This window comes from Streptomyces sp. NPDC042336 (assembly GCF_055581985.1).
This window is the reverse complement of the sequence record NZ_JBVJEA010000003.1, coordinates 235,180-255,794: the sequence shown is the minus strand read 5'-3', so window position 1 is coordinate 255,794 and position 20,615 is coordinate 235,180. Positions and strand designations below refer to the sequence as shown.

Annotated in this window: 24 protein-coding genes and 1 pseudogene; 13 read left to right on the top strand and 12 right to left on the bottom strand. The window is 74.2% G+C overall.

The genetic code is table 11. The features are described from left to right. Positions 1-39: 39 nt before the first annotated feature. Positions 40-564, bottom strand: a complete 525-nt coding sequence (locus ACZ6IM_RS09820) for a hypothetical protein (RefSeq protein ID WP_469555624.1) — start codon at positions 562-564, stop codon at positions 40-42. Next, complete coding sequence (locus ACZ6IM_RS09815) at positions 561-2,270, bottom strand: PHP domain-containing protein (protein WP_469555620.1); 1,710 nt, start codon at positions 2,268-2,270, stop codon at positions 561-563. The genes ACZ6IM_RS09820 and ACZ6IM_RS09815 overlap by 4 nt, the downstream gene beginning before the upstream one ends. 157 nt (positions 2,271-2,427) lie before the next feature. Here ACZ6IM_RS09815 and ACZ6IM_RS09810 point away from each other — a divergent pair, with 157 nt between their 5' ends. Continuing rightward, entirely contained in the window at positions 2,428-2,997 is a 570-nt protein-coding gene (locus ACZ6IM_RS09810; protein WP_469555617.1) for a TetR-like C-terminal domain-containing protein, read from the top strand. 21 nt (positions 2,998-3,018) lie between these two features. Here the strand turns inward: ACZ6IM_RS09810 and ACZ6IM_RS09805 are convergent, their stop codons facing one another. Together ACZ6IM_RS09805 and ACZ6IM_RS09800 are read right to left on the bottom strand one after the other, a co-directional pair. Then, positions 3,019-3,774, bottom strand: a complete 756-nt coding sequence (locus ACZ6IM_RS09805) for an isocitrate lyase/PEP mutase family protein (RefSeq protein ID WP_469555913.1) — start codon at positions 3,772-3,774, stop codon at positions 3,019-3,021. 2 nt (positions 3,775-3,776) lie between these two features. Beyond that, a complete protein-coding gene (locus ACZ6IM_RS09800) occupies positions 3,777-4,244 on the bottom strand; it encodes a hypothetical protein (RefSeq protein ID WP_052837487.1) in 468 nt (155 codons plus the stop codon). Between the two features lie 108 nt (positions 4,245-4,352). Here ACZ6IM_RS09800 and ACZ6IM_RS09795 point away from each other — a divergent pair, with 108 nt between their 5' ends. Then, a complete protein-coding gene (locus ACZ6IM_RS09795) occupies positions 4,353-4,889 on the top strand; it encodes a hypothetical protein (protein WP_469555615.1) in 537 nt (178 codons plus the stop codon). Between the two features lie 18 nt (positions 4,890-4,907). On the opposite strand, the gene ACZ6IM_RS09790 is transcribed toward ACZ6IM_RS09795, so the two are convergent. The 3 genes from ACZ6IM_RS09790 to ACZ6IM_RS09780 are packed head-to-tail and all read right to left on the bottom strand — an operon-like array spanning position 4,908 to position 7,569. Beyond that, a complete protein-coding gene (locus ACZ6IM_RS09790; protein WP_052837486.1) occupies positions 4,908-5,567 on the bottom strand; it encodes a response regulator in 660 nt (219 codons plus the stop codon). Next, positions 5,564-6,730, bottom strand: a complete 1,167-nt coding sequence (locus tag ACZ6IM_RS09785; protein WP_469555612.1) for a sensor histidine kinase — start codon at positions 6,728-6,730, stop codon at positions 5,564-5,566. The genes ACZ6IM_RS09790 and ACZ6IM_RS09785 overlap by 4 nt, the downstream gene beginning before the upstream one ends. Next, positions 6,727-7,569, bottom strand: a complete 843-nt coding sequence (locus ACZ6IM_RS09780; RefSeq protein ID WP_469555610.1) for a lysostaphin resistance A-like protein — start codon at positions 7,567-7,569, stop codon at positions 6,727-6,729. Before ACZ6IM_RS09780 ends, ACZ6IM_RS09785 begins: the two co-directional genes overlap by 4 nt. A gap of 171 nt (positions 7,570-7,740) precedes the next feature. On the opposite strand from ACZ6IM_RS09780, the gene mmuM reads away from it, so the two are divergent. From mmuM to dacB, 7 genes are all read left to right on the top strand, one after another. Next, positions 7,741-8,655 (top strand): homocysteine S-methyltransferase, encoded by a 915-nt coding sequence (gene mmuM, locus ACZ6IM_RS09775; protein ID WP_469555910.1) that lies wholly within the window; start codon positions 7,741-7,743, stop codon positions 8,653-8,655. 74 nt (positions 8,656-8,729) lie between these two features. Then, on the top strand, positions 8,730-9,716 hold the full coding sequence (locus ACZ6IM_RS09770) for a DUF4129 domain-containing protein (RefSeq protein ID WP_469555608.1): 987 nt from the start codon (positions 8,730-8,732) through the stop codon (positions 9,714-9,716). Then, positions 9,713-10,315, top strand: coding sequence for a hypothetical protein (locus tag ACZ6IM_RS09765; protein ID WP_052837483.1), 603 nt, complete (start codon positions 9,713-9,715; stop codon positions 10,313-10,315). The genes ACZ6IM_RS09770 and ACZ6IM_RS09765 overlap by 4 nt, the downstream gene beginning before the upstream one ends. Then, entirely contained in the window at positions 10,312-11,310 is a 999-nt protein-coding gene (locus ACZ6IM_RS09760; protein ID WP_052837482.1) for an AAA family ATPase, read from the top strand. The genes ACZ6IM_RS09765 and ACZ6IM_RS09760 overlap by 4 nt, the downstream gene beginning before the upstream one ends. Continuing rightward, the gene (locus ACZ6IM_RS09755) at positions 11,307-12,665 is read left to right on the top strand and encodes a DUF58 domain-containing protein (RefSeq protein WP_469555605.1); all 1,359 of its coding nucleotides are present in this window, start codon (positions 11,307-11,309) and stop codon (positions 12,663-12,665) included. Before ACZ6IM_RS09760 ends, ACZ6IM_RS09755 begins: the two co-directional genes overlap by 4 nt. Further along, positions 12,662-13,258, top strand: coding sequence for a hypothetical protein (locus tag ACZ6IM_RS09750; RefSeq protein ID WP_052837480.1), 597 nt, complete (start codon positions 12,662-12,664; stop codon positions 13,256-13,258). Before ACZ6IM_RS09755 ends, ACZ6IM_RS09750 begins: the two co-directional genes overlap by 4 nt. A 192-nt stretch (positions 13,259-13,450) precedes the next feature. Continuing rightward, on the top strand, positions 13,451-14,806 hold the full coding sequence (gene dacB, locus ACZ6IM_RS09745) for a D-alanyl-D-alanine carboxypeptidase/D-alanyl-D-alanine endopeptidase (protein WP_052837479.1): 1,356 nt from the start codon (positions 13,451-13,453) through the stop codon (positions 14,804-14,806). A gap of 65 nt (positions 14,807-14,871) precedes the next feature. Here dacB and ACZ6IM_RS09740 read toward each other — a convergent pair whose 3' ends face one another. Next, on the bottom strand, positions 14,872-15,309 hold the full coding sequence (locus ACZ6IM_RS09740; RefSeq protein WP_469555603.1) for an ATP-binding protein: 438 nt from the start codon (positions 15,307-15,309) through the stop codon (positions 14,872-14,874). Between the two features lie 85 nt (positions 15,310-15,394). Here ACZ6IM_RS09740 and ACZ6IM_RS09735 point away from each other — a divergent pair, with 85 nt between their 5' ends. Together ACZ6IM_RS09735 and ACZ6IM_RS09730 are read left to right on the top strand one after the other, a co-directional pair. Continuing rightward, complete coding sequence (locus tag ACZ6IM_RS09735) at positions 15,395-16,213, top strand: helix-turn-helix domain-containing protein (RefSeq protein ID WP_052837690.1); 819 nt, start codon at positions 15,395-15,397, stop codon at positions 16,211-16,213. After that, a complete protein-coding gene (locus ACZ6IM_RS09730; protein WP_052837477.1) occupies positions 16,210-16,443 on the top strand; it encodes a DUF397 domain-containing protein in 234 nt (77 codons plus the stop codon). Before ACZ6IM_RS09735 ends, ACZ6IM_RS09730 begins: the two co-directional genes overlap by 4 nt. Here the strand turns inward: ACZ6IM_RS09730 and ACZ6IM_RS09725 are convergent. Further along, positions 16,397-17,914, bottom strand: a complete 1,518-nt coding sequence (locus ACZ6IM_RS09725) for a carboxylesterase/lipase family protein (protein ID WP_052837476.1) — start codon at positions 17,912-17,914, stop codon at positions 16,397-16,399. The two genes, ACZ6IM_RS09730 and ACZ6IM_RS09725, sit on opposite strands and share 47 nt — an antisense overlap. A gap of 142 nt (positions 17,915-18,056) precedes the next feature. On the opposite strand from ACZ6IM_RS09725, the gene ACZ6IM_RS09720 reads away from it, so the two are divergent. Then, a complete protein-coding gene (locus tag ACZ6IM_RS09720; protein ID WP_052837475.1) occupies positions 18,057-18,371 on the top strand; it encodes an STAS domain-containing protein in 315 nt (104 codons plus the stop codon). Between the two features lie 5 nt (positions 18,372-18,376). Here the strand turns inward: ACZ6IM_RS09720 and ACZ6IM_RS09715 are convergent, their stop codons facing one another. Then, positions 18,377-19,030 (bottom strand): hypothetical protein, encoded by a 654-nt coding sequence (locus ACZ6IM_RS09715; RefSeq protein WP_469555598.1) that lies wholly within the window; start codon positions 19,028-19,030, stop codon positions 18,377-18,379. A gap of 51 nt (positions 19,031-19,081) precedes the next feature. Beyond that, entirely contained in the window at positions 19,082-19,411 is a 330-nt protein-coding gene (locus tag ACZ6IM_RS09710; RefSeq protein WP_052837473.1) for a hypothetical protein, read from the bottom strand. 128 nt (positions 19,412-19,539) lie between these two features. Between ACZ6IM_RS09710 and ACZ6IM_RS09705 the strand changes: the two genes are divergently transcribed. Beyond that, positions 19,540-19,941 (top strand): VOC family protein, encoded by a 402-nt coding sequence (locus ACZ6IM_RS09705; RefSeq protein ID WP_469555908.1) that lies wholly within the window; start codon positions 19,540-19,542, stop codon positions 19,939-19,941. On the opposite strand, the pseudogene ACZ6IM_RS09700 reads toward ACZ6IM_RS09705, so the two are convergent. After that, positions 19,930-20,610 (bottom strand): annotated as a pseudogene (locus tag ACZ6IM_RS09700) (helix-turn-helix transcriptional regulator); the annotation flags it as partial. The gene ACZ6IM_RS09705 and the pseudogene ACZ6IM_RS09700 sit on opposite strands and share 12 nt — an antisense overlap. Positions 20,611-20,615 lie beyond the last annotated feature (5 nt).

Here is a 20,615-nt window from a genome sequence, read left to right as displayed (position 1 = left end):
GCCCTGAGCACCCCGCACGCCCTGCGGGTCCGGGCCGGGTCAGTGGTCGGCGCAGCAGGGGGTCGGGGCGGGGTCCTCGAACGGTACGAGGGTGCCGCCGGCCGCGGGCATGGCGGCCAGGACGAGGCGGCCGTCCCGCCAGTGCGGACGGACGTGGTTCCTGGTGACCAGCCGGGTGTCCGGGCCCGGCGCGTCCGGCGTGCCGAGGACGGTCACCCGGTCGATCGCTGAGCGGGCGAGCAGCTCGGCGAGTGTCAGGGTGCCGGTGAGACCGGCCGCGCCCGGGTAGAGGACGGCGCGGCCGGTCTCGTCCCAGGCTCCGTCGCGGACCTGGTACCCGCGGGCGGTGAGCCGGTCCCGGGCGGTGCGCAGGACCGGCTCCGCCCCGGCGGCGAGGGACAGGGCGACGCGCGGGCGGCCGTCCCGCACCAGGTGCGTGCAGCCGAAGACACCCTCGGGGAGGGCGAGTTCGGCCGCCAGTGCCTGGAGCAGGTGGTCCGCCTCGCGCAGGGTCGTCGCCTCGGTGTCGACGCCGAGGACGTGGGGCGCGGCGGGCGTTGTCACGAGGGCAGGACCCATACGGGGTTGGAGTAGAACCACAGGTCGCGCCACGGGTCGGCGTCGCCCACGACGTCGATGGCGGGACCGGCCGGGTCGACCTTGGCGCCCAGCGAGCCGACGGCCGACCGGTTGCCGTCGGTGCCGCGGGTGCGGAGGTAGACGGGGCGGTCGACGCGGCCGAGGTCGTAGGTGAGGCGGACGGTGCCGCGGTCCTTGTTCACCTCGTACGACTTGACGACCCGGGCGGTCGGCGCGGTGAAGGTGTCCTTGTCGGCGGCCGGGCCGGTCACGTCGCCCTGGATGACGTCCACGCGGGCCAGCTTGGGGACGAAGCCCGCCCAGTTGGGGCCGCCGGCCAGGGCGACGTCGATGGACAGGGTGACCCGGGTGCCCTTGCGGACGTGCAGGGCGCCGCCGAGCGTGGCCCAGCGGCCGCCGCCCGAGACGCGGACGTCGAGGCCGCTGACGAGCTGCCCGTGGTCGACCCAGACGCGTCCGGCGCGGATGCCGTCCATGACGGCGGCGTACGAGAAGCCGTCGGAGCCGACGTGGGTGCGGCTGTACTGGCCGGGCCAGAAGTCGTTCTGGGTGATGTCGATCTGCCCGGCGTAGACCGGGTCGTCGTAACGGCCGTTGGCGTTGAAGTCGCCGCCGCCGCGGGCGCCGGTGTCGGCGTAGACCTGGTGGGAGTCGGAGTTGGCGGTGATCCACCAGGGGCGGCCCTCGGCGATGAGGCTGTCCCACAGGCCGCCGACGGTGGCGGTCATCCAGTCGAAGCCGCCCCAGGTGCGGTAGCTCTCCAGGGGGTATCCGGCGAAGGAGTTGGCGCTCGGGCTGCCGTCGTAGATGCCGCGGGCGCCGCCCGGACCGAGGGGCTTCGGCAGACCGCCCGCCTGATGGCCCGGGGCGCCCTCGAAGCCGACGGCGATCTGGTGGCCGCGGGAGGTGGCGTCGCGCCAGGCGCGGATCTCGTGCGGGGAGTCGATGCCCTTGCGCGCCGGGTGGTTGGCGAGCATCAGGGCGTCCTTGACCTTGCGCCGCTTGACCTGGTCGGCGAGGAAGGAGAGTCCGGCGATGGCGAGGGCCTCGTTGGCGGGGGTGGAGTCGCCCGCGCCCTTGACGCTGCCGTCGTAGTCGGTCTCGAACTGCTTGAGGACGGAGACCTCGTGCTGGCCGGGGTGGACGAAGACGGTGCCGTGCTCGGCGGCCGGGATGTTCCACTCCAGGCCCTGGAAGACGAGGGTGTCCTCGTGGGCGTCGCGGGCCTCGCGGATGTCCGGGTTGACCTTCTCCACACCGATCCTGGCGTGGGTGGCGCTGCCGTGGTCGGTGATGACCAGCCAGTCCATGCCGTGCCGGGCGCCCTGGCGGACCTGGTCGACGACGCGGTACTTGCCGTCGCTGCTGTACTGGGTGTGGATGTGGTGGTCGCCGGCCAGCCAGAGGAAGCCCTTGCCGCGGCGGCCGTTGCCCGCTGCCCGCGCGGGGGCGGCGGTGGCGGTCTGGGCGAGGACGGTGCCGGCGGCCAGTCCGGCGCCGAGCAGACCCGCGCGGCGCAGCAGGCCGCGGCGCGACTGCTGTTCGGGGCTCAGGGCCTCGTCGGGGACGCTGGTGTCGAAGGCGGCGGGCAGGTCCGGCGCGCTGTCGTGCCCGTGGTCGTGCGGGTGCCCGTGGTGGTGGCCGTGCGGGTGTCCGTGTCCGTGCCCCATGCGTGTCCTCCTGGATACCGCCGCCGTGCGCGGCTCCGAGGAGAATCGGCGTGGAAGATGAACGTTGAACGTCTTGCGGGTGATCCGCGACTGCCGCCCGTCCTGACCTAGCATGAAACCTAGGAATCCTAGGTTCTAGAGTGCGGGAAGGCGGCCCATGCCCCGAGCGGGTCTCAGCACGGAGCGCGTCGTCGCCGCTGCCGCCGACCTCGCGGACGAGTCCGGGTTCGACGCGGTCACCGTCTCCGCCCTCGCCCGGCGCTTCGGGGTGAAGGACGCCAGCCTGTACACGCACGTGCGCAACCTCCAGGACCTGCGCGTCCGGGTCGCGCTGCTGGCCGGCGGCGAGCTGATCGAGGAGATCGCCGGGGCGGTGGCCGGCCGGGCCGGGAAGGAGGCGCTGGCCGCCTTCGCGGGGGCCTACCGGGCGTACGCCCTGCGCCACCCGGGACGCTACGCCGCCACCCAGATCCGCGTCGACCAGTCCCTCGTCGCCGGCTCCCCCGCCCTGCGCCGCACCGCCGAGATCACCCACGGCATGCTGCGCGCCTACGGCCTGGCCGAGCCCGACCTGACCGACGCGGTGCGTCTGCTGCGCTCCACCTTCCACGGATACTGCGCGCTGGAGGCCTCCGGCGGCTTCGGCGCCCCGCGCGACGTGCAGGCGTCCTGGGACAAGGTGGTAGACGCCCTGCACGTGGCCCTGGAGAACTGGCCGCGCGCCTAGGGCAACGCGGCCGGGCAGCCGTCAGCTCAGTGCGCGTACCTCGTCGTACGTGGGTGTCGTACCGTCCGGTGACCGGCCCGCCCGGATGCCGGCGGCCGTCTCCAGGGCGGCGCCCAGCGCGCGCCGGTAGAGCAGCGAGCCGAGGCTGACGCGGCGGACGCCGAGGTCGGCGAGGTGCGCGAGGGTGGGTCCCGCGGGCGAGTACAGGACGTTGAGGGGCACGTCGAAGTGGGCGGCGAGGGACGCGATGCGGGCGGGGTCGGTGAGTCCGGGGACGAAGACGCCGTCGGCACCGGCCTCGCGGTACGTCTCCAGGCGCCGCATGGTCTCCGCGGGGTCGCCGTCGCCCGACCAGTAGGTGTCCGTACGGGCGTTGACGAACAGGCCGGGGGCGGCCGAGCGGACGGCGGCGATCTTCGCGGCGTGCCGGTCGGCGGGGCCGAGGGCGTCCTCCAGGTTGATCCCGACGGCGCCGACCGCCGCCAGCTCCCGCGCGAACTCCCCCACCTCGTCGGGGTCGTCGCTGAAGCCGCCCTCCGCGTCGACGGAGAGCAGGAAGGGGGCCGAGCCGAGCGTGAGGGCCAGGCGCAGGGTCTCGTCGCGGGTCGCGGACGCCCCGTCGGGCAGCCCGCCCGCCGCCGCGACGCCGAGGCTGGTCGTACCGACGGCGCGAAAACCCTGTCCCGCGAGGGCGAAGGCGGAGGCGTGGTCCCAGGCGCAGGGCAGCAGCAGGGGGTCACCGGCGCGGTGCAGGGCGGCGAAGGCGGTCCGGGTCACCGTCACGAGAGGTCACCCACCGCGTCGGCGTAGTACGCGGACTCCGCGAGGTGCGCGGCGAGTTCGCGGAAGCTCCAGCCCTCGCCGGGCGAGTGGTCGAGCTGCTCGTCGGTGAGCGCGTCGAGGCGGTTGGCCCAGATCCGGGCGAGCCGGGTGAGGCGGCTGCGGGCCTCGTCGAGGTCTTCGGCGGTGAAGCGGGCGTGGTCCGCGTCCGTGGTGACCAGGGAGGCGTGCCAGTGGTCGGGCTGCGTCTGTTCGCCCGCCAGGCGGGCCTCCAGCTCCGCGAGGTGGTCGACCATGTGGTCGGCGACCCGCCGGACCGCCTTGTGCGGGGTGTAGACGCGGCCGTCGACGTGTGCGGGCGTCCCGTCCCAGCGGGTCCAGGTGGCGGCCAGGGCCAGGACGTGGTCGACCATGCCGGTGACGGCGTCGGCGGGTGCGGGTGCGGTGACGGTGTTCGTGTCGTTCATGTCCCGCACGCTATGGGCCGGTTGTTTCGGCCTCGGCCGAAGTGTTCCGGAGGTTCGGGGGTATCCGGTCCGCACCGGAACTTCCCCGTCTTCCTCAGGAGAGGTGACATGGCGAGCGCAGGCAGAGGCGACGACCGTCCGCGGCCGCGGTGGCAGGACAGGCTCTGGGCCATCGGGGCGATCGCGCTGGTCGTGGGCGTCGGGATACGGCTGCTCATGAACGGCGCGTCGGCGTGGCCGTCGGCCGTGGTGGGCGCGGTGCCGGCCGCCGCCTGGATCGTGTGGTGGGTGCGCCGTCGGCGGGTGCGCGACGCGGGGGCGGCCGGTGCGGAACCGGCGGACGTGCCCGGCATGGAGCGGCAGATCCTCAAGGGCGGAGCGGCGCCCCGGGACCCCGAACGGCGGCGGGCGATGGCGGCGCTGGTCGACTCGCGCCAGGAGCGGCTGCGGCGCCACCGCTGGTGGGCGTTTCCGATGCTGGCCCTCATCTTCTTCGGTACGTCGGCCCTGTGGTTCGCCTCGGGTTCGGTCGCCGCCGGGAGCCTGATGCTCGCCCTGGCCGTCGTGTTCATGGGCTGGCTGGCCTGGTACAACCTGCGTTTCGACCGGCGTCTGTCGCAGATGCGCAGCCGGTTGCAGGGCTGAGCGGCCAGAAGCCGGGCGTCAGGTCACCAGCCCGTGGCGGTAGGCGAAGACGACGGCCTGGACGCGGTCGCGCAGGTCGAGTTTGGTGAGGATGCGGGAGACGAAGGTCTTGACGGTCTCGGGGCTGATCACCAGGGCCGCGGCGATCTCGCTGTTGGAGAGGCCGTCCGCGATCAGGCGCAGGACCTCCATCTCCCGGGGGGTCAGCGGGATGTCCCGCGCGGTGCCCTCGGCGGGGCGGATGCGGGCCGCGTACCGGCCGACGAGGCGGCGGGTCACGTCGGGGTCGAGCAGGGCCGCGCCCATGGCCACGGTGCGGATGCCGTGCAGCAGCCGGTCCGGCGGCGCGTCCTTGAGCAGGAAGCCGCTGGCGCCCGCGCGCAGTGCCTCGTAGACGTACTCGTCGAGGTTGAACGTCGTCACCACGAGCACCTTGACCGGGTTCTCCACCCCGGCGCCGGCCAGCAGACGGGTGGCCTCCAAGCCGTCGAGCACGGGCATGCGGATGTCCATCACCACGACGTCCGGGCGCAGTTCGCGGGCGAGGTCGACCCCGGTGCGCCCGTCCCCGCACTCGCCGACCACCTCCAGGTCGGGCTGGGCGTCGACGATGGTCGTCAGACCGGTGCGGATCAGTGCCTGGTCGTCGCAGATCACGACCCGGACCGGTGCGCTCATGACGTGCTGCCCCCGCTTCCCCCGGGTATCCGGGCCCGGACGACGAAGCCGCCGCCCGCCGGGCGTTCGGTGCTGAACTCGCCGCCCAGCACGTCGACCCGCTCCTGCAGACCGGCCAGCCCCCGCCCGCTGCCGCCGGGGGACGCGGCCCCCGTGCCGGAGCCGTCCGTGCCCACCTCCACCGTGATCTCCCGTTCTCCGTGACGCACCAGCACCGAGGTCCGGCCGCCGTGGTCGTACTTGAGGGCGTTGGTCAGGGCCTCCTGGACGACACGGTAGGCCACGAGGTCGGAGCTGCCGGTCGCCGCCGCCGGGGTGCCCTCCTCGGTGAACTCCACCGGCTGCCCGGCCCGGCGGGTCTGCTCGACCAGCGTGAGCACCCGGCCGACGGGCGGCGTCCTGGGCTCGGCGGTGCCGTGGTCGGGGTTGAGGAGGTCGAGCAGGTGCCGCAGGTCGGTGATGGCCCGCCGCCCGGTGTCGCTGACGGCGGCCAGGGTCTCGTCGAGCCGCTGGGGTGAGGCGGTCAGGTACCGGGCCGCCTCCGACTGCACGACCATCGCCGTCACGTGGTGGGTCACGACGTCGTGCAACTCGCGGGCGATGCGGGTGCGTTCGGCGTTGCGGGCGTCCTCGGCGACCCGGCTGCGGCGTTCCGCCTCCGCGGCGCGCGCCGAGCGCATCCAGGCCCCGACGCCCCACGCCAGGGCGAGGATCAGGTAGAACGTCACGTACTCGACCAGCGTCTCGTCGCCGCCGCGCGCGTTGAGCCCGACGGCCATGGCCACGTACGCCAGGGTGGCGGCGACCTGCGTGGCACGCCGGTACTTCTCCTGGTGGGAGCCCGCGTTGATCAGCACGATGGGGAGCGCGGCGCCCGCGAACAGGTGGTAGCCGCGCAGTTGGTCCAGGGCGAAGCCGAGCGAGACCAGGGCGAGGCAGACGAGGGTCCACCGCCGGCGCACGGCCAGGGGGAGGGACTGCAGGACTGCCGCCACCCCGGCCAGCGCGTCGGCGGAACGGGTCGGCAGGCCGCCGATCTCCGTGCCCTGGCCACGCAGCGACGGCAGCAGCGAAGCGACGAGGAGCAGCACCCCGAACGGGAGGTCCCGGACCGTGACGTCGAGCCGACGCCACTGCTCCAGGACCCGTCGGCGATCGATCACCGGGGAAGTGTAGCGGCGGAGTTGACGCCCGCGGCACGCCGCCGTGCGCCGAACCGCACGATGTTGCCGCGCCGGTGCGCCAGCCACAGGAACACCAGCGTCAGCAGCACCCCGAAGCCCACCGAGTACACGCTGCCCTCCGGACCGAAGTCGCCGCCGGTGAGCAGCTTGGGACCCGACATGGTGGCGTCCAGCAGGCCCTCGCTGTCGCCGTTGCCGGAGACGACGGTGCTGAACACGCCGCCCGCGGCGAAGTTCCAGCCGAAGTGCACGCCGATGGTCAGCCACAGGTTGCGGGTGGCGGCGTACGCGGCGGCGAGCATGAACCCGGCCTCGATGGCGATGGCGACGGCGCCCCACAGGGTGGCGTCCTCGTTGAGCAGGTGCGAGAGCCCGAACACCAGGCCGGTCAGCGCCAGCGCGAGGTAGGTGCCGATGTGCTCCTCGATGATCCGGAACAGCACCCCGCGGTACACGACCTCCTCCGTCGCGGCGGCCCCGGCCATGAAGCCGACCATCCCGATCGCGCCCTGCACCGAGCCCAGTCCGTCGACCTCGTAGTGCCCGGAGGTGTAGAGGTTCACGATGACGGCCGAGAACATCCCCACGCCGATCAGCGTTCCCCAGCCGAGCTTGGCGCCCGCGCCCTCCAGGGCCACGTCCAGGGCCTGCCGGCGTTCGGTCCGCCGCACCACCCACCCGTACACGAACAGAATCAGCGCCGCCGCCGTGAGGCCGACGACCAGGGTGAGCCAGTCGTTGTCCTTCACCGCGTTGATGGCGGCGCCGCCGACGGCGTACGCCGCCAGCACGGCCAGGAACTGCCAGACGAACCTCACGGGAACTCCCTCCTAGGGCCCGGGACCTGAGTGCCGCGGGCTGCACCGGACGCTACGGATCCGGCGGCCGGAGATCGTCACCTCACGGTGGACACCTGCGTGTAGCTCGCTCGGGGGACAAGGCCCCGGAGCGGCTGGGTACGTCGTAGCCTCGGAGGCGTGACCAGCGACGTGACCAGCGACTTCGCCGACGCCCTCGCCTCCGGCCCGCTCGTGCTCGACGGCGGGCTGTCCAACCAGCTGGAGGCGGCCGGGCACGACCTGGGCGACGCCCTGTGGTCGGCCCGGCTGCTCGCCGAGGACCCCGAGGCGATCACGCGGGCCCACCTCGCCTACTTCGAGGCGGGCGCGGAGGTGGCGATCACCGCCAGCTACCAGGCCACCTTCGAGGGCTTCGCCCGGCGCGGCATCGGACGGGAGCGGACGGCCGAACTGCTCGCCCTCAGTGTCGAGTCGGCGCGGGAGGCCGCCCGCCGGGTGCAGGTGGAACGCCCGGACCGGGTCCTGTGGGTGGCGGCGTCGGCCGGTCCGTACGGGGCGATGCTCGCGGACGGCTCCGAGTACCGCGGACGGTACGGCCTCGACGTGGCCGAGCTGGAGCGGTTCCACCGCCCCCGCCTGGAGGTGCTGGCCGCCGCGCGGCCCGACGTGCTCGCGCTGGAGACCGTCCCGGACACCGACGAGGCGGCGGCCCTGCTGCGGGCGGTGCGCGGACTGGGCGTGCCCGCCTGGCTGTCGTACACCGTCGCGGGGGACCGCACGCGCGCCGGTCAGCCGCTGGAGGACGCCTTCGCCCTGGCCACCGACGCGGCGGAGGTGGTCGCGGTGGGCGTCAACTGCTGTGCCCCCGAGGACGTGTCGGGCGCGGTGGAGACCGCGGCGCGCGTCACCGGCAAACCGGTCGTCGCCTATCCCAACAGCGGAGAGACGTGGGACGCGGCCTCCCGGAGCTGGCGGGGGCGTTCGTCGTTCGCGACCGAGCGGGTGCGGCGGTGGCGGGAGCGCGGGGCCCGACTGGTCGGCGGGTGCTGCCGGGTGGGGCCGGAGGCGATCGCGTCGATCGCCCGGGACCTGTCCCCGGAGTGACCGGACGGCTTGTGCCAAGATGGCCGTGAACAGGCGTTCGGGGGCGGCGACGGGTTCGGCGGGGGGGGCACGGCATGGAACGCGGGGAGCGGACGGCACTCCGGGCGGCGCCGGGAGTGTGGCTCGCCGCCGGGGTGGTCGGGGCACTGGCCCTCGCGGCGCTCGCGCTGCGGCCCGCTCAGGGGTTGCTGCACTCCGGCAGGGGTCCGCTCGGACACTGGGGCCTCGTGGCGATCGGGGCGTCCGCCGTCTGGACGTTCGGTGTGTGGACGGCCGTGCAGAACCTGCGCCACCGCTTCGGCGCCGACCGCACGGCGCTGCCACCGGGTGAGGAGCGGCTGCGGGAGGCCGCCGCGCCCCTGCTGCTCGCGGCGACGGGAGTCATCGGTGTCCTGGCCCTGGTGCTGCACCGGTTCTCCACCGGCGACAGCACGTCAGGGCCTCCTCCGCCGCTCGCGACCGACCCGGTGCCCACGCCGACCCTCGTCCCTCCCCCGCCCCGGCAGCGCCACGGTTCGGGCGAGCACTCCTCCCTGCCGCTGAACCTGGTACTCGCGCTGCTGGCCGCGGTCGCCGTCGTGCTCGTCGTGGTGGCCGTCGTGCGGCGGCTGCGGCGGTTCGGACTGCGGCTGCCGCAGCACCGCGGCCTCGCGGGCTCCGCGACGCGGGACGACGACGCGCGGCTGCTCCTGTCCGCCGTGCACTCGGGCCGCCGCGCCCTGGCCGACACCGGCGAGGACGCCCGGGCGGCCGTCATCGCCTGTTACGCCGCCATGGAGGACGCCCTCGCCGCGTCCGGCGTGCCCCGGCACGCCTCCGACAGCCCCGCCGACCTGCTCTCCCGTGCCGCCGCCGCGGGCTTCACGCCGGGCCCGGCCGCGCCGCGCCTGACCGCCCTCTTCCGCGAGGCCCGCTACTCCTCGCACCCCATGGACGCCTCGCACCGCAAGGCCGCGGCGGACTCCCTGGAGGCGATCGCGGCCCTGCTCGGGGACCGCGACGACGACCGCGACAGGGACAGCGGCAGCGCCCCGCGCCCGAATCCGGAGGCCGGGCGATGAACCGTTCCGCGGCGGGGACCTCGGAAGAGGACGTGTTCACGCTGCGCCGGCTCGGGCTGCTCGGCGGCGCGGTCGCCGGCTCGGGCGTCCTGCTCGTCCTGCTGCTCGACGGCGCCGAGGCGGCCGGTGCCCTGGTGGCCCTGCTCGTCGCCGTGGCCCTGCTCGCCGCCCGGTACGCCGCCGGGGCGGGCGCCCTGGACTCCGCGTACCGGGACGAGGTGCGACTGCTGCGGACGCGGGCCCCGGGCATGGGCGAATGGCGGCGGAACGTGGGCACGTCCACCGGACCCGACGGCGCCCTCTACTACCGCGCGGTACTCCGCACCGAGCTGCGCCACCTGTACGCCGCCGCGCTCGCCGAGCACCACCACGTGTCCCTGGAGCACCAGAGCGAGCGGGCCGCCGAGTTGATCGGTCCCGAGCTGTGGCCGTGGCTCGGCCCCGTACCACCGGGCACCGGACCCGACGGCGAGGTGCCCGTCGACGTGCTGCGCCGCCTCGTCGACCGGCTCGAAGCACTCGGCGCGCCCCGCACCCCCAGTACTAGTACCCGCACCCGCACCCGCAGCCCCCGTACCGGTAAGGACCAAGCGACGTGACGACTCCCTCCACGAACCGGCTCCGCACCGCCGAGCAGGTCGGCGAGCAGGCCGGTGCCGTACTGCGCGAGATCGGCCGAGCCGTCGTCGGCAAGCCGGACGCCCTCGAACTCGTGATGCTGGGCGTGCTGGCCGGCGGCCACGTCCTCGTCGAGGACCTGCCGGGGCTCGGCAAGACGCTCCTGGCGCGGTCCTTCGCCACCACGCTCGGCCTGGACTTCCGCCGGATCCAGTTCACGCCCGACCTGCTGCCCTCCGACGTCACCGGGACGCCGCTGTACGACCAGCGCACCGGCGAGATGGTGTTCCACCCCGGCCCCGTCTTCACGCACCTGCTGCTCGCCGACGAGATCAACCGGACGCCGCCGAAGACCCAGGCCGCGCTGCTGGAGGCGATGGCCGAGTCGCAGGTGACCGTGGACGGCGAGACGCGGCCGCTCGCCGACCCGTTCCTGGTGATCGCGACGGCCAACCCGGTGGAGTACGAAGGCACGTACTCGCTGCCCGAGGCCCAGCTCGACCGGTTCCAGCTGCGGGTGCGGATGGGGTACCTGGCCGCCGAGGAGGAGCTGGCGATGCTGCGCGCCCGGATCGACCGGGCCGCGCCGGAGGCCGTGCTCGAACGGCTCGCGGGGCCGGACGACGTGGTGGCGTGGCGGGCCGTCGTGGAGCGGGTGGAGATCGACGACGACCTGCTGGAGTACGCCGTCGCGCTGGTCGGCGCGACCCGCGGGCACCCCCAGATCAGCATCGGCGCCTCACCGCGCGGCGGACTCGCCCTGGTCCAGCTCGCCCGCGCCCGTGCCGTGCTGGACGGCCGCGACTACGTCGTCCCGGAGGACGTCAAGGACCTGGCGGTGCCCGCCCTCGCCCACCGGGTGTCGCTGCGGCCGGAGTTGTGGGTGCGCGAGATGTCCACGGACGACGTGCTGCGCGAGATAGTCGACGCCGTCGGTACGCCCACGACGCGGCGTACGGCCGCCGTCTCGTCGTGACCGCGCCCGCGCCCCGGCCGGAACCCGTGCCCCGGCCGAGCGCGGCGGTGGTCCGCGCCCTGGAGGGGCGCACCTCCCCGACGCAGCCACCGCCACCGCCGCCCGGCGGCCCGCGGCCGGGCGAGCGCACGCTGCGCCTGCTGACCGTCGCCGTCGTGGCGCTGGCCGCCGCGCTGCTCACCGGCCGGGCGTGGCTGCTGGCGCTCGCGGCGGCACCGCTGGTGCTGCTCACCCTGGCCCTGCCCCGCGCCCACGCCCGCCGCGTCGAGACGTCGACGACCGTCGAGCCGGGGCGCTGCTTCGAGGGCGACACGGTCACCGTACGCATCGCGGTGGCCCACGACGGCGAGGCCGTGCGCCTCGACCCCGGGGTCACGCTGGGGCCCGGCCTGCGCCTCGACGAGGTCGTCGTCGGCACGTCCACGGTGACGCTGCGCCACACGGCGCTGCACTGGGGCCGCTGGTCGCTCGGTCCGGTGGACGTCGACGTGTACGACCCGGGCGGCACCGTGCGCCGCACCGTGCGCGTCGAGGCGGCCGAGGTGTCCGTGTTCCCGCGCGCCACGCAGGCCCGCTTCACCTCGATCCCGGTAAGGCTGCCGCAGCGGCTCGGCGAGCACGCCTCGCCGCAGGCCGGCGAGGGCGTCGAGGTCATCGGGGTGGGTCCCTGGGTCCCCGGGGAGCGGCAGCGGCGCATCCACTGGCCGTCGACGACCCGGCGCGGGTCCGTGCAGCTGCACCGGTTCGCGGCCGAGCGGGCCGCCGACACGGTGATGCTGATCGACGCCTTCGGTGACGTGGTCGACCCGGCGACCGGGCTGTCGTCGCTGGACGAGACCGTACGGGCCGCCGCCGGGCTCACCCGGGCCTATCTGCGCACCCACGACCGGGTGGGGGTCGTCTCGACCGGCGGCACCACCCGGTGGCTGGCGCCGGGCACCGGGAACGCGGCGTTCTACCGCATCGTGGAGAGCGTCCTCGACGTCCGCAAGGACCGTTCCTTCGGCGGCGACGGGCTGGAGCGGCTCCCGCCGCCCGCGCTGCCGGAGGGTGCCCTGGTGTACGTGTTCACCCCGCTCAGCGACGCACGGATCCTTCAGGTGCTGCGGGATCTCCAGGCGCGGGGGCGCCGCCCGGTCGTCGTGGAGATACCGAGCGGCGACCCGGTGGTGGAACCGGGCGACACGGCGGGCGAGTTGGGGCTGCGCCTGTGGCGCGCGGAGCGGGACGCGATGCGGTTCGCCCTGCGGGACAGCGGGGTGCCGGTCCTGCGGCACACCGAGGGCGAGTCACTGGATCTGGCGCTGGCGCCGCTGCTGGCGGGGCGGGTCGGCGGAAGGGGGCGGGCGCGATGACGGCGCCGGACACGCGGGTCGGCCTGGGCGAGTACCTCGGCTACTGGATCGGCACCGTGCCGGTGCGGGTGCTCGGGGTGGCGGCCGTGGTGATGGCGTGGCGGCCGTGGGCGACGGTGGGCACGGCCGGGGAGGCGGTGCCCTTCGTGTGCGCGCTCGTCCTCGCGGTGTGGGCGGCGCCCTCGCTGGACCGGCGGCCTTCGGTGGAGGCCGTCCGGTGGTCCTACCGGCTGCTCCGCCACCGGACGACGCTGCTGGCGTCGGGCGTCGTGGTGATCGCGGCCTTCGGGGAACCGGCCCGGTGGGAGGGCGCCTGTGTGGCCGGGCTGCTCGTCGCCTACCTGGTGACCAGTGAGACGTGGCCGTGGCGGTGGGGCCGCGGGACCGCCCGGGTGTGGGGCGAGGCGGTCGCGGCCTGCGCGGGTGCGGGTGTGGTGGCGGCCGCCGCGGCGGTGCCGGTGACCGGGACGGGCTCCGGACTGGGCCGGGTGATGGCCGCCGCGACGGTGGCGGGCCTGGCGGTGGCCGGTGGCGCGGTGCTGCGCGCCCGGTGGCGGGGCGATGCCCCGAAGTCCCGCGCTCCGGGGAACTGAGGGGCAACGGAATTTCCCGTCCGGCATCGGGAGAATCCCCTGCGCGAAAGCGCTCGGACAGCCGTCCGCCAATTCGGTCGCAAGATATTCACACGCCGTCAATTTCCGCCCGAGCCCTTCATATGACGGCTGGTAGCGTGCCCAACGCTTCACCCCCACAGAACGAAGTAACCGATCCTTGGATTTCACTTCATGACTGGTACGCCTGACGAAACCCCCACGAACACATTCGCGCCGGGCGGACGGCGCAGGCACCGCAAGGCGAGAGTGAGCCGTGTCGGCGCCCGCCGGGCCCTCGTCCTCGCGATGGCCGTGCCCGTGGCCTCCGCCACGCTGGCCGGAACGTCCGCCTTCGCCGCCGACGACAGCACCCCGCAGTCGCAGGGCATCTCGGTCGACGACCTCGCCGCCGACGACGCGCAGCTGGTGAAGAACCTCAACGAGCGTCTCGCCGACGAGCGCCTGGGCACCGACGTCAGCGGTGTGGTGCTCGACGCCGACTCGGACACCGCCCTGTGGGACCACAACGGCTCCACCGCGCTGATGCCGGCCTCCAACGCCAAGCTCGCCACGGCCACCACGGCCCTGACGCTGCTGGGCGCGAACCACGAGTTCACCACGAAGGTCGTGTACGGCGAGGGCACCCTCACCCTCGTCGGCGGCGGTGACCGCACCCTCACGAGCGAGGACGTCGCCGAGCTGGCCAGGACCGCCGCCGACGGGCTCAAGGCGGCGGGCCGGTCCGACGTCCAGGTCCGGGTGGACGACAGCCTGTTCGCCGACCCGAGCCTCGCCGAGGGCTGGAACGAGGGCTACTACCCCACCGAGGTCGCGCCGGTCCGTTCCCTCGTCGTCGACGGTGCCGCCGTCCAGGACACGTCGATCGACGCGGGCAAGGTCTTCGCGAAGAAGCTCGCCGAACAGGGCGTCACCGTCACGGGCGAGGTGGGCCGTACGACGGCGAAGCAGTCCGACGTACCGGTGGCGCAGCACAAGTCGGCGCCGCTGTCGGACATCGTCAAGAAGATGCTCAAGACCAGCGACAACAACATCGCCGAGACCCTGCTGCGGATGACCGCCGTGGAGCTGGGCAAGCCGGGCACCTTCGAGTCCGGCACCGCGCTGGTCCGCCAGGTGCTCAGCTCGTACGGCATCTCCCTGGACAACTTCGAGATGCACGACGGCAGCGGCCTCTCCCGCGCCGACCGCATCCCGGCCACGACGCTCGCGCAGCTCCTCGACGCGATCACGGAGTCCCCCGCCCTGGGCTCGATCCTGGAGGGTCTGCCGGTCGCGGGCGAGGCCGGGGCCAGCCTCGGCCCGGAGTGGGGACGCTTCGACGACCCCAACTCCCAGTGCGCCGTCGGCAAGGTGCAGGCCAAGACCGGCACGCTCACTGGTGCCATCGCCCTGAGCGGTGTCACCCGGACCGACGACGGCGACTGGCGGATCTTCTCCTTCATCGAGAACAACTCGACGGCCGACCCGAGCGACATCAAGGACGCCATGGACGGCCTCGCCGCGACCGTGAACGGCTGCTGGGCCTGATCCGTCGCAGGTGACGGAGCGTGGAGATCCGGTGAAGGCCCCCGAGGGCAGACGGGCGTGCCCCGTCAGTCCACCGGGAGGACGCACTCGAACCACACGACCTCGCCGGGCTCCCGCTCCGTCACGCCCCACTTGTCCGCCAGCTCCGACACCAGCAGCAGCCCGCGCCCGCCCTCGTCCGAGCCGCCCGGCTCCAGCGGTACGGCCGGTACGCCGCCCCCGCTGTCGTGGACCTCCACGCGTACGCCGTCCCCGCAGGGCAGCAGACGCAGCAGGAAGCCCCGGCCCGGCGGTACGCCGTGCAGCAGGGCGTTGGTCGCCAGTTCACTCACGCACAGCACCACGTCGTCCGCGCGCCCGCGCACACCCCAGTCGGCCAGCACCTCCCTCGCGAACTCCCGCGCGGCGGGGACGGACCGGCGCTCCCGGCGATAGAAGCGCTCACGTGGGGACGGGGGTGGAGTTTCGTTGTTCACGGGACGAGGGTCACGCTCCGTGGTCATGATGGGACAGTGCGCATGGCCGTACATCCGGTCCGTACGGGTGCGCGTTGGTGAACGTACGCGCGCGGGTGGGGAGTTCGACCTCATGGGCACGACGACACGGAGGAACGCCTCCGCGATGAAGATGGTGGGCGCGCTGCTCGCCCTCTACCGGCAGGCGGCGGGACACACCCAGCGCTCCCTGGGCGAGCGCTTCGTCATCGGCGAGCAGCAGATCGCGTCGATCGAACAGGGCCGACGCCCGCTGAAGCCGGATCTCGCCGAGCAGCTCGACGAACTCCTGGGGACCAAGGGCGCGTTGTCGACCGCGCTGAGCAAGATGCCGGAGGTGGATCTGGTCCCGTTGTGGGCGGAGGAGTATCTGGACAGGGAGCGGGAGGCAATCGTCATTTCCTCCTACGAGAACCAGGTGTTGCCGGGGCTGCTTCAGACCGAGGGCTACGCCCGAGCGGTGTTCCGCAGCCGCATCCCCGCCCTCGAAGACGACGAGGTCGAACGTCACGTGGCGGCCCGCGTGGAGCGCCAGGCTCTCTTCCACCGCAAGGACCCGCCCATCACTTGCTTCGTCATCTGGGAGGCGGTGCTGCGGGACCACTTGGGCGGCAAAGGGGTGTTCCTGAGCCAGGTTCGCCATCTGCGCGAGTGCTGTGAACTCCCCAACCTCGCGGTTCAAGTCCTGCCGCTGGCACGCACCGCCCACGCGGCACTGGACGGGCCGTTCGTGCTCCTGGAGACACCAGATCACCAACGGCTCGCCTACACGGAAACGCAGCGGGGCAGCCAACTGATCGCTGCCCCCGATGAGGTGGCCATCCTTACACAGAGGTGTGCGATGCTGCGGTCGCAGGCCCTCACCCCTGAGGACTCGAGGGACTTTCTGGACCGTCTGCTAGGAGACCAATGAGCGGCAGCGCACTTCGGTGGTTCAAGTCGAGCTACAGCGGAAGCGACGGCGGCAACTGCATCGAAGTCGCCTACGAGTGGCGCAAGTCCAGCTACAGCGGCAGCGAAGGCGGCCAGTGCGTCGAGGTCGCCCAAGAACCCACCGCCGTCCACATCCGCGACTCCAAAGCCCCGCAGGGACACCTCACCGTCGGACCAGACGCCTGGGCCGCGTTCCTCGCGGCGTGCTGACGTCGGCCTTCCACAGGTCGTACTCGGCGTCGAGCGGGCCGTGGGCCGTGTGCGGGTCGCCGTCGCCGAAGACGCGCACGGGGTGTGTGGCGTCCCAGGGCGCCCACCCGGGGTCGCCGGTCTCCGCGAAGCGGACCCACGCCCCGTGCATCGCGTCGGCCAGCTCCTGCGGAGCGCCCTCGCCCGCGAGTCTGCGTGCGTCGGGGCCGTCGCCGGAGTCGAAGACGAAGCCCAGCTCCAGGGCGTGGCAGGCGCCGAGGTCGGGCAGGTTTGACGGCCAGGCGAACTCGTAGACGTACGAGGAGGCGGGCCGCGCGTCGGCCAGGCGGTGCATGGGCATGCGCAGCAGGTGGTCGGTGACCAGCTGGCCCACGATCTCGGCGGCCCCCGCGCCGGGGCGCAGCGCGCGGTAGCCGCGTACCACCTCGTTGCCGCAGTGGCAGCGGGCGCGGGCGCCCGCGAGGGCCACCGCGCCGAGCCGGTCGACGCGTTCGAGGAGGCCTCCGGGGACCAGCCAGAGCCGGTACTCGTCGCGGGTCCAGCCCATCATGAGGTCGACGCCGGGTGCCGCGTCGCCGTCGACGAGCGCCTCCAGCGGGTCGCGGGGCAGCACGTCGCCGTCGACGACGAGGCCGAACCCCGGACCGCCCAGCACCGGACTGCTGAACCTGCCCACGTCGGCCTGGACCCGCAGCAACTGGTCGCGGTCGGCGGCGGCGAAGGCCTCGGCGGTGGCGGGGATCTTCAGGCGGGAGGCCATGCGGCGGACCATGCGCCGCACCTTGTCGCGGTCGGAGGCCTCGGGTGCGCCGCTCTGGAGCACTGCCCGCCGGAACAGGCCCCGGGCCCCGGGTGCGGCGAGGAGCGCGCCGGTGCTGATGGCGCCCGCGGACTGCCCGGCGACGGTGACCCGGTCGGGGTCGCCGCCGAAGGCCGCGATGGACTCCCGCACCCACTTCAGGGCGGCGATCTGGTCGCGCAGGCCGGCGTTGGCAGGGGCGTCCGGGAACAGGCCGTAGCCCTCCACACCCAGCCGGTAGTTGATCGACACGCAGACCACGCCGTCCCGGGCGAAGGTGCTGCCGTCGTAGACCGGTACGGCGGAGGATCCCCTGGTCAGGGCGCCGCCGTGCAGCCAGACCAGGACCGGCAGGCGGGAGCCGGGACCGGGCTCGGGGGTCCAGACGTTGAGGTTGAGGCAGTCGTCGCCGGGGATCGCCGGGTCTGAGAGGTACCGGGCGAATGCCTCGGAGTACGGCGGTTTCGGGGCCGTCGGGCCGAAGGAGCCCGCGTCGCGGACGCCGTCCCAGGGCTCGGGGGGTACGGGCGGGCGGAAACGGCCCGGCCCGAAGGGGGGCGCCGCGTAGGGGATGCCGCGAAAGACCGCGACACCGTGCTCGTACCTGCCGCGTACCGCGCCGTGAACCGTCCTGACCACGGGGTTCGTCTGGTTCGTCTGGCCTGACCGCATGCGCCCACCAGCCCTTCGCCGCACTCTCGTACCGCTCAACGCATAGCGCCACACGACCGGGGATCTATTCCGGGAGGCCCCGGTCGCCACGGCTGGGGGACAATGGAGACCACGCACGCGATGCGCGACCGAGGAGGCTGCCGTGACGGACGCACCCGTGAGGATCGCCGAGGCCGACGGGCGGCACGCGGTGCTGGCCTTTTCCGGGGACCTGGACGCCCCGGCCCTGGGCGTGCTGGAGGAGCTGCTGCTCGACCCGCGGCTGCGGGAGCCCGGGGCCTGGACCCTGGACATGAGCGGCCTGGACCACATCGACCTGGCCTGCGCCTACGCGCTGCTGCGGACGGTGACCCGGGCGCCCGAGCCGGTCGCCCTCACGGTGCGCGGTGCCCGCCCGTCCGTGCACCGGACGCTGCGGCAGGCCGGTCTGGACACGGTGGCGGCCTTCACTGCGTAGCCGGGTCAGCCGCCCACGTCCACGTGGTTGTCGGGTGCCCCGTCGCCGAACGGGGGCAGGTCGCCGCGCTCGACCGGCGCACTGGGCGCGGGTTCGGCGGAGGGCAGGAGGCGGTCGGTCTCGGCGGCGTCCGGGCGGTGGGCGGCGAGGGCGGCGGCGCGCAGGACGTCACGCGGTACGGCGTCCTTCTCTGCGGAGACGCGGACGACGTGGCCTTCCTCGGGCAGGGCGTACTCGTGCCGTCCGGCACCGGTGCGGTACCAGGCCCGGCCGTCGCGCTCGCACGTGGTGTGCTCGCCCGGCATGTCGCCGACGGGCTGGTCGGCGCAGGTGCCGGCCGTGATCGTGCCCCGGTCGACGGCCAGGCGCAGCAGCGCGTTGGTGTCGCCGTCGACCCAGGTGGCGGAGAAGCCCTCGTCGCCCAGGACGCCGACGGACTGCTGGGCGAGGGTGAAGCCGGCGGCCTCGGTGACGTAGACCAGTTCGGGGGCCACGCCCATCGCCTGGGCGCGGGAGGCGAGTTCGCCGGTGCCGGCGTCCGCGGCCGGGGCGGAGGCGGGGCCGGACGGGCCGGGGCCGCCCGCCTTCTCCGAGCCGCAGGCGGTGAGCAGCAGCGGGGCCAGCAACAGCACCGGCAGGACACGCGCGTGACGAATCATGCGGCCATCCTGCCGTACGGGTGTTCCCCCGGGGCCGGCTTCGGTGTGGGCCTAGGGGTGGTGCGCGGCGGCGTCCTTGGTCAGTTTGACGGCCTGGCGCAGGCTGAGTCCGGGGGCCGCCTCGCGCAGGGTCTTGACGGCTCGGACGGAGTCGACGGGGCCCTCGTGGCCGGCCGCGGCGAGGCGTTCGTGCACCCAGCGGGCGAGCAGCGCGGCGTCGGGCTCCGCGGCGGCCTGCTCGACCAGGGCGGCGGCGCGCTCCAGTCCGGGCCGGTCCTCCGGTGTCGCCTCGGCGAGCGCCTGACGGATGCCGTGGGCGACGACGTCCGTGTCGCGCAGGACGAGGACGTTGAGTTCCGGTGGTGCGAGTCGTCCGAACATGCGGCCATGATCGGCTGTACACCCCGTGCCGTTCAACGGACTTGAGGAGCTTCTGAGGCGGGCGGCGCGGCGCCCGGCTGGCCGTCTTCTTCAAGACCGGGTTCGGGCGCCCGGCCTACGGTGGGCCCATGACCGCACGATTCAACGCCATGGGCCTCGTCGTCTGCGACATGGCCGCGTCCGTGACCTTCTACCGCAGGCTCGGTTTCGCCTTCCCCGAGGGCGCCGAGAAGGAGCCGCACGCCGAGGCGGAGTTGCCGGGCGGCATCCGGCTGCTGCTCGACACCGAGGAGTCCGTCCGCTCCTTCACCCCCGGGTGGGAGCCGCCGGCCGGCGGCGGGCGGCACTCGCTCGCCCTGCTGTGCGACACGCCCGCGGAGGTGGACGCCTTCTACGCGGAGCTGACCGGCGCCGGATGCCACGGCGAGCGCGCGCCCTGGGACGCCCCCTGGGGGCAGCGGTACGCCGTCGTCAGCGACCCGGACGGCCACGGCGTCGACCTGTTCGCGCCGCTGGCTGCCGCGCAGTAGCTCGCCGGGCGTCGCACCCGCCAACTCGCGTACGTCCCGCGCCAGGTGTGCCTGGTCCGCGAAGCCGGTCAGGGCGGCCGTCTCGGCGAGGGGCGTGCCGGTCCGGGCCAGGGCGAGGGCGCGCTGCAGTCTGAGGACGCGGGCCAGCGTCTTGGGGCCGTAGCCGAAGGCCGCAAGCGAGCGGCGGTGCAGGGTGCGGGCTCCGATACCGAGGGCGTCGGCGGTGGCGGCGACCGGGCGGCCCGCGTCGAGGGCGGCGACGATCCGGACCAGCAGCGGGTCGGGCGGCCCGGTCTCGGCGGCGCGGAACAGCGCGGCGTCCTCCAGGCCGGTCGCCGGGTCGGGGGCTGCGTTCACCCGGTCGGTGAGGTGCCGGGCGCGGGCGGCGGGCCAGAGGTCGGTGAGGTGGACGCGCCGGTCGCGCAGTGCGTCGGCGGGGACGCCGAGGAGGGCGGGCGCGGTGCCGGGGTAGAAGCGGACGCCGGCCCAGGGACCCGGGGCGCCCTCGGTGACGTAGGCGTGGGTGTCGGGGCCCGCGACCAGCAGCCGTCCGTCGTGCCAGAGCAGGTCCATGCAGCCGTCGGGGAGGACCCGTCCAGGGCCGGGGCCGGTCGGGGTGTTGGTCCACACCACCGCACCGGCCAGCCGGGACGCCCGCTCCGCGTACACGCGTG

Bases quoted from the DNA above. Each gene is read 5' to 3' on its own strand.
- ACZ6IM_RS09790 (WP_052837486.1), bottom strand. From the start codon at position 5,567: ATGAGCGCACCGGTCCGGGTCGTGATCTGCGACGACCAGGCACTGATC.
- ACZ6IM_RS09765 (WP_052837483.1), top strand. From the start codon at position 9,713: ATGAACCGTTCCGCGGCGGGGACCTCGGAAGAGGACGTGTTCACGCTG.
- ACZ6IM_RS09710 (WP_052837473.1), bottom strand. From the start codon at position 19,411: ATGTTCGGACGACTCGCACCACCGGAACTCAACGTCCTCGTCCTGCGC.
- ACZ6IM_RS09810 (WP_469555617.1), top strand. From the start codon at position 2,428: ATGCCCCGAGCGGGTCTCAGCACGGAGCGCGTCGTCGCCGCTGCCGCC.
- ACZ6IM_RS09740 (WP_469555603.1), bottom strand. From the start codon at position 15,309: ATGACCACGGAGCGTGACCCTCGTCCCGTGAACAACGAAACTCCACCC.
- ACZ6IM_RS09795 (WP_469555615.1), top strand. From the start codon at position 4,353: ATGGCGAGCGCAGGCAGAGGCGACGACCGTCCGCGGCCGCGGTGGCAG.
- ACZ6IM_RS09770 (WP_469555608.1), top strand. From the start codon at position 8,730: ATGGAACGCGGGGAGCGGACGGCACTCCGGGCGGCGCCGGGAGTGTGG.
- ACZ6IM_RS09800 (WP_052837487.1), bottom strand. From the start codon at position 4,244: ATGAACGACACGAACACCGTCACCGCACCCGCACCCGCCGACGCCGTC.
- ACZ6IM_RS09730 (WP_052837477.1), top strand. From the start codon at position 16,210: ATGAGCGGCAGCGCACTTCGGTGGTTCAAGTCGAGCTACAGCGGAAGC.
- ACZ6IM_RS09715 (WP_469555598.1), bottom strand. From the start codon at position 19,030: ATGATTCGTCACGCGCGTGTCCTGCCGGTGCTGTTGCTGGCCCCGCTG.
- ACZ6IM_RS09725 (WP_052837476.1), bottom strand. From the start codon at position 17,914: ATGCGGTCAGGCCAGACGAACCAGACGAACCCCGTGGTCAGGACGGTT.
- ACZ6IM_RS09705 (WP_469555908.1), top strand. From the start codon at position 19,540: ATGACCGCACGATTCAACGCCATGGGCCTCGTCGTCTGCGACATGGCC.
- ACZ6IM_RS09750 (WP_052837480.1), top strand. From the start codon at position 12,662: ATGACGGCGCCGGACACGCGGGTCGGCCTGGGCGAGTACCTCGGCTAC.
- ACZ6IM_RS09815 (WP_469555620.1), bottom strand. From the start codon at position 2,270: ATGGGGCACGGACACGGACACCCGCACGGCCACCACCACGGGCACCCG.
- ACZ6IM_RS09735 (WP_052837690.1), top strand. From the start codon at position 15,395: ATGGGCACGACGACACGGAGGAACGCCTCCGCGATGAAGATGGTGGGC.
- dacB (WP_052837479.1), top strand. From the start codon at position 13,451: ATGACTGGTACGCCTGACGAAACCCCCACGAACACATTCGCGCCGGGC.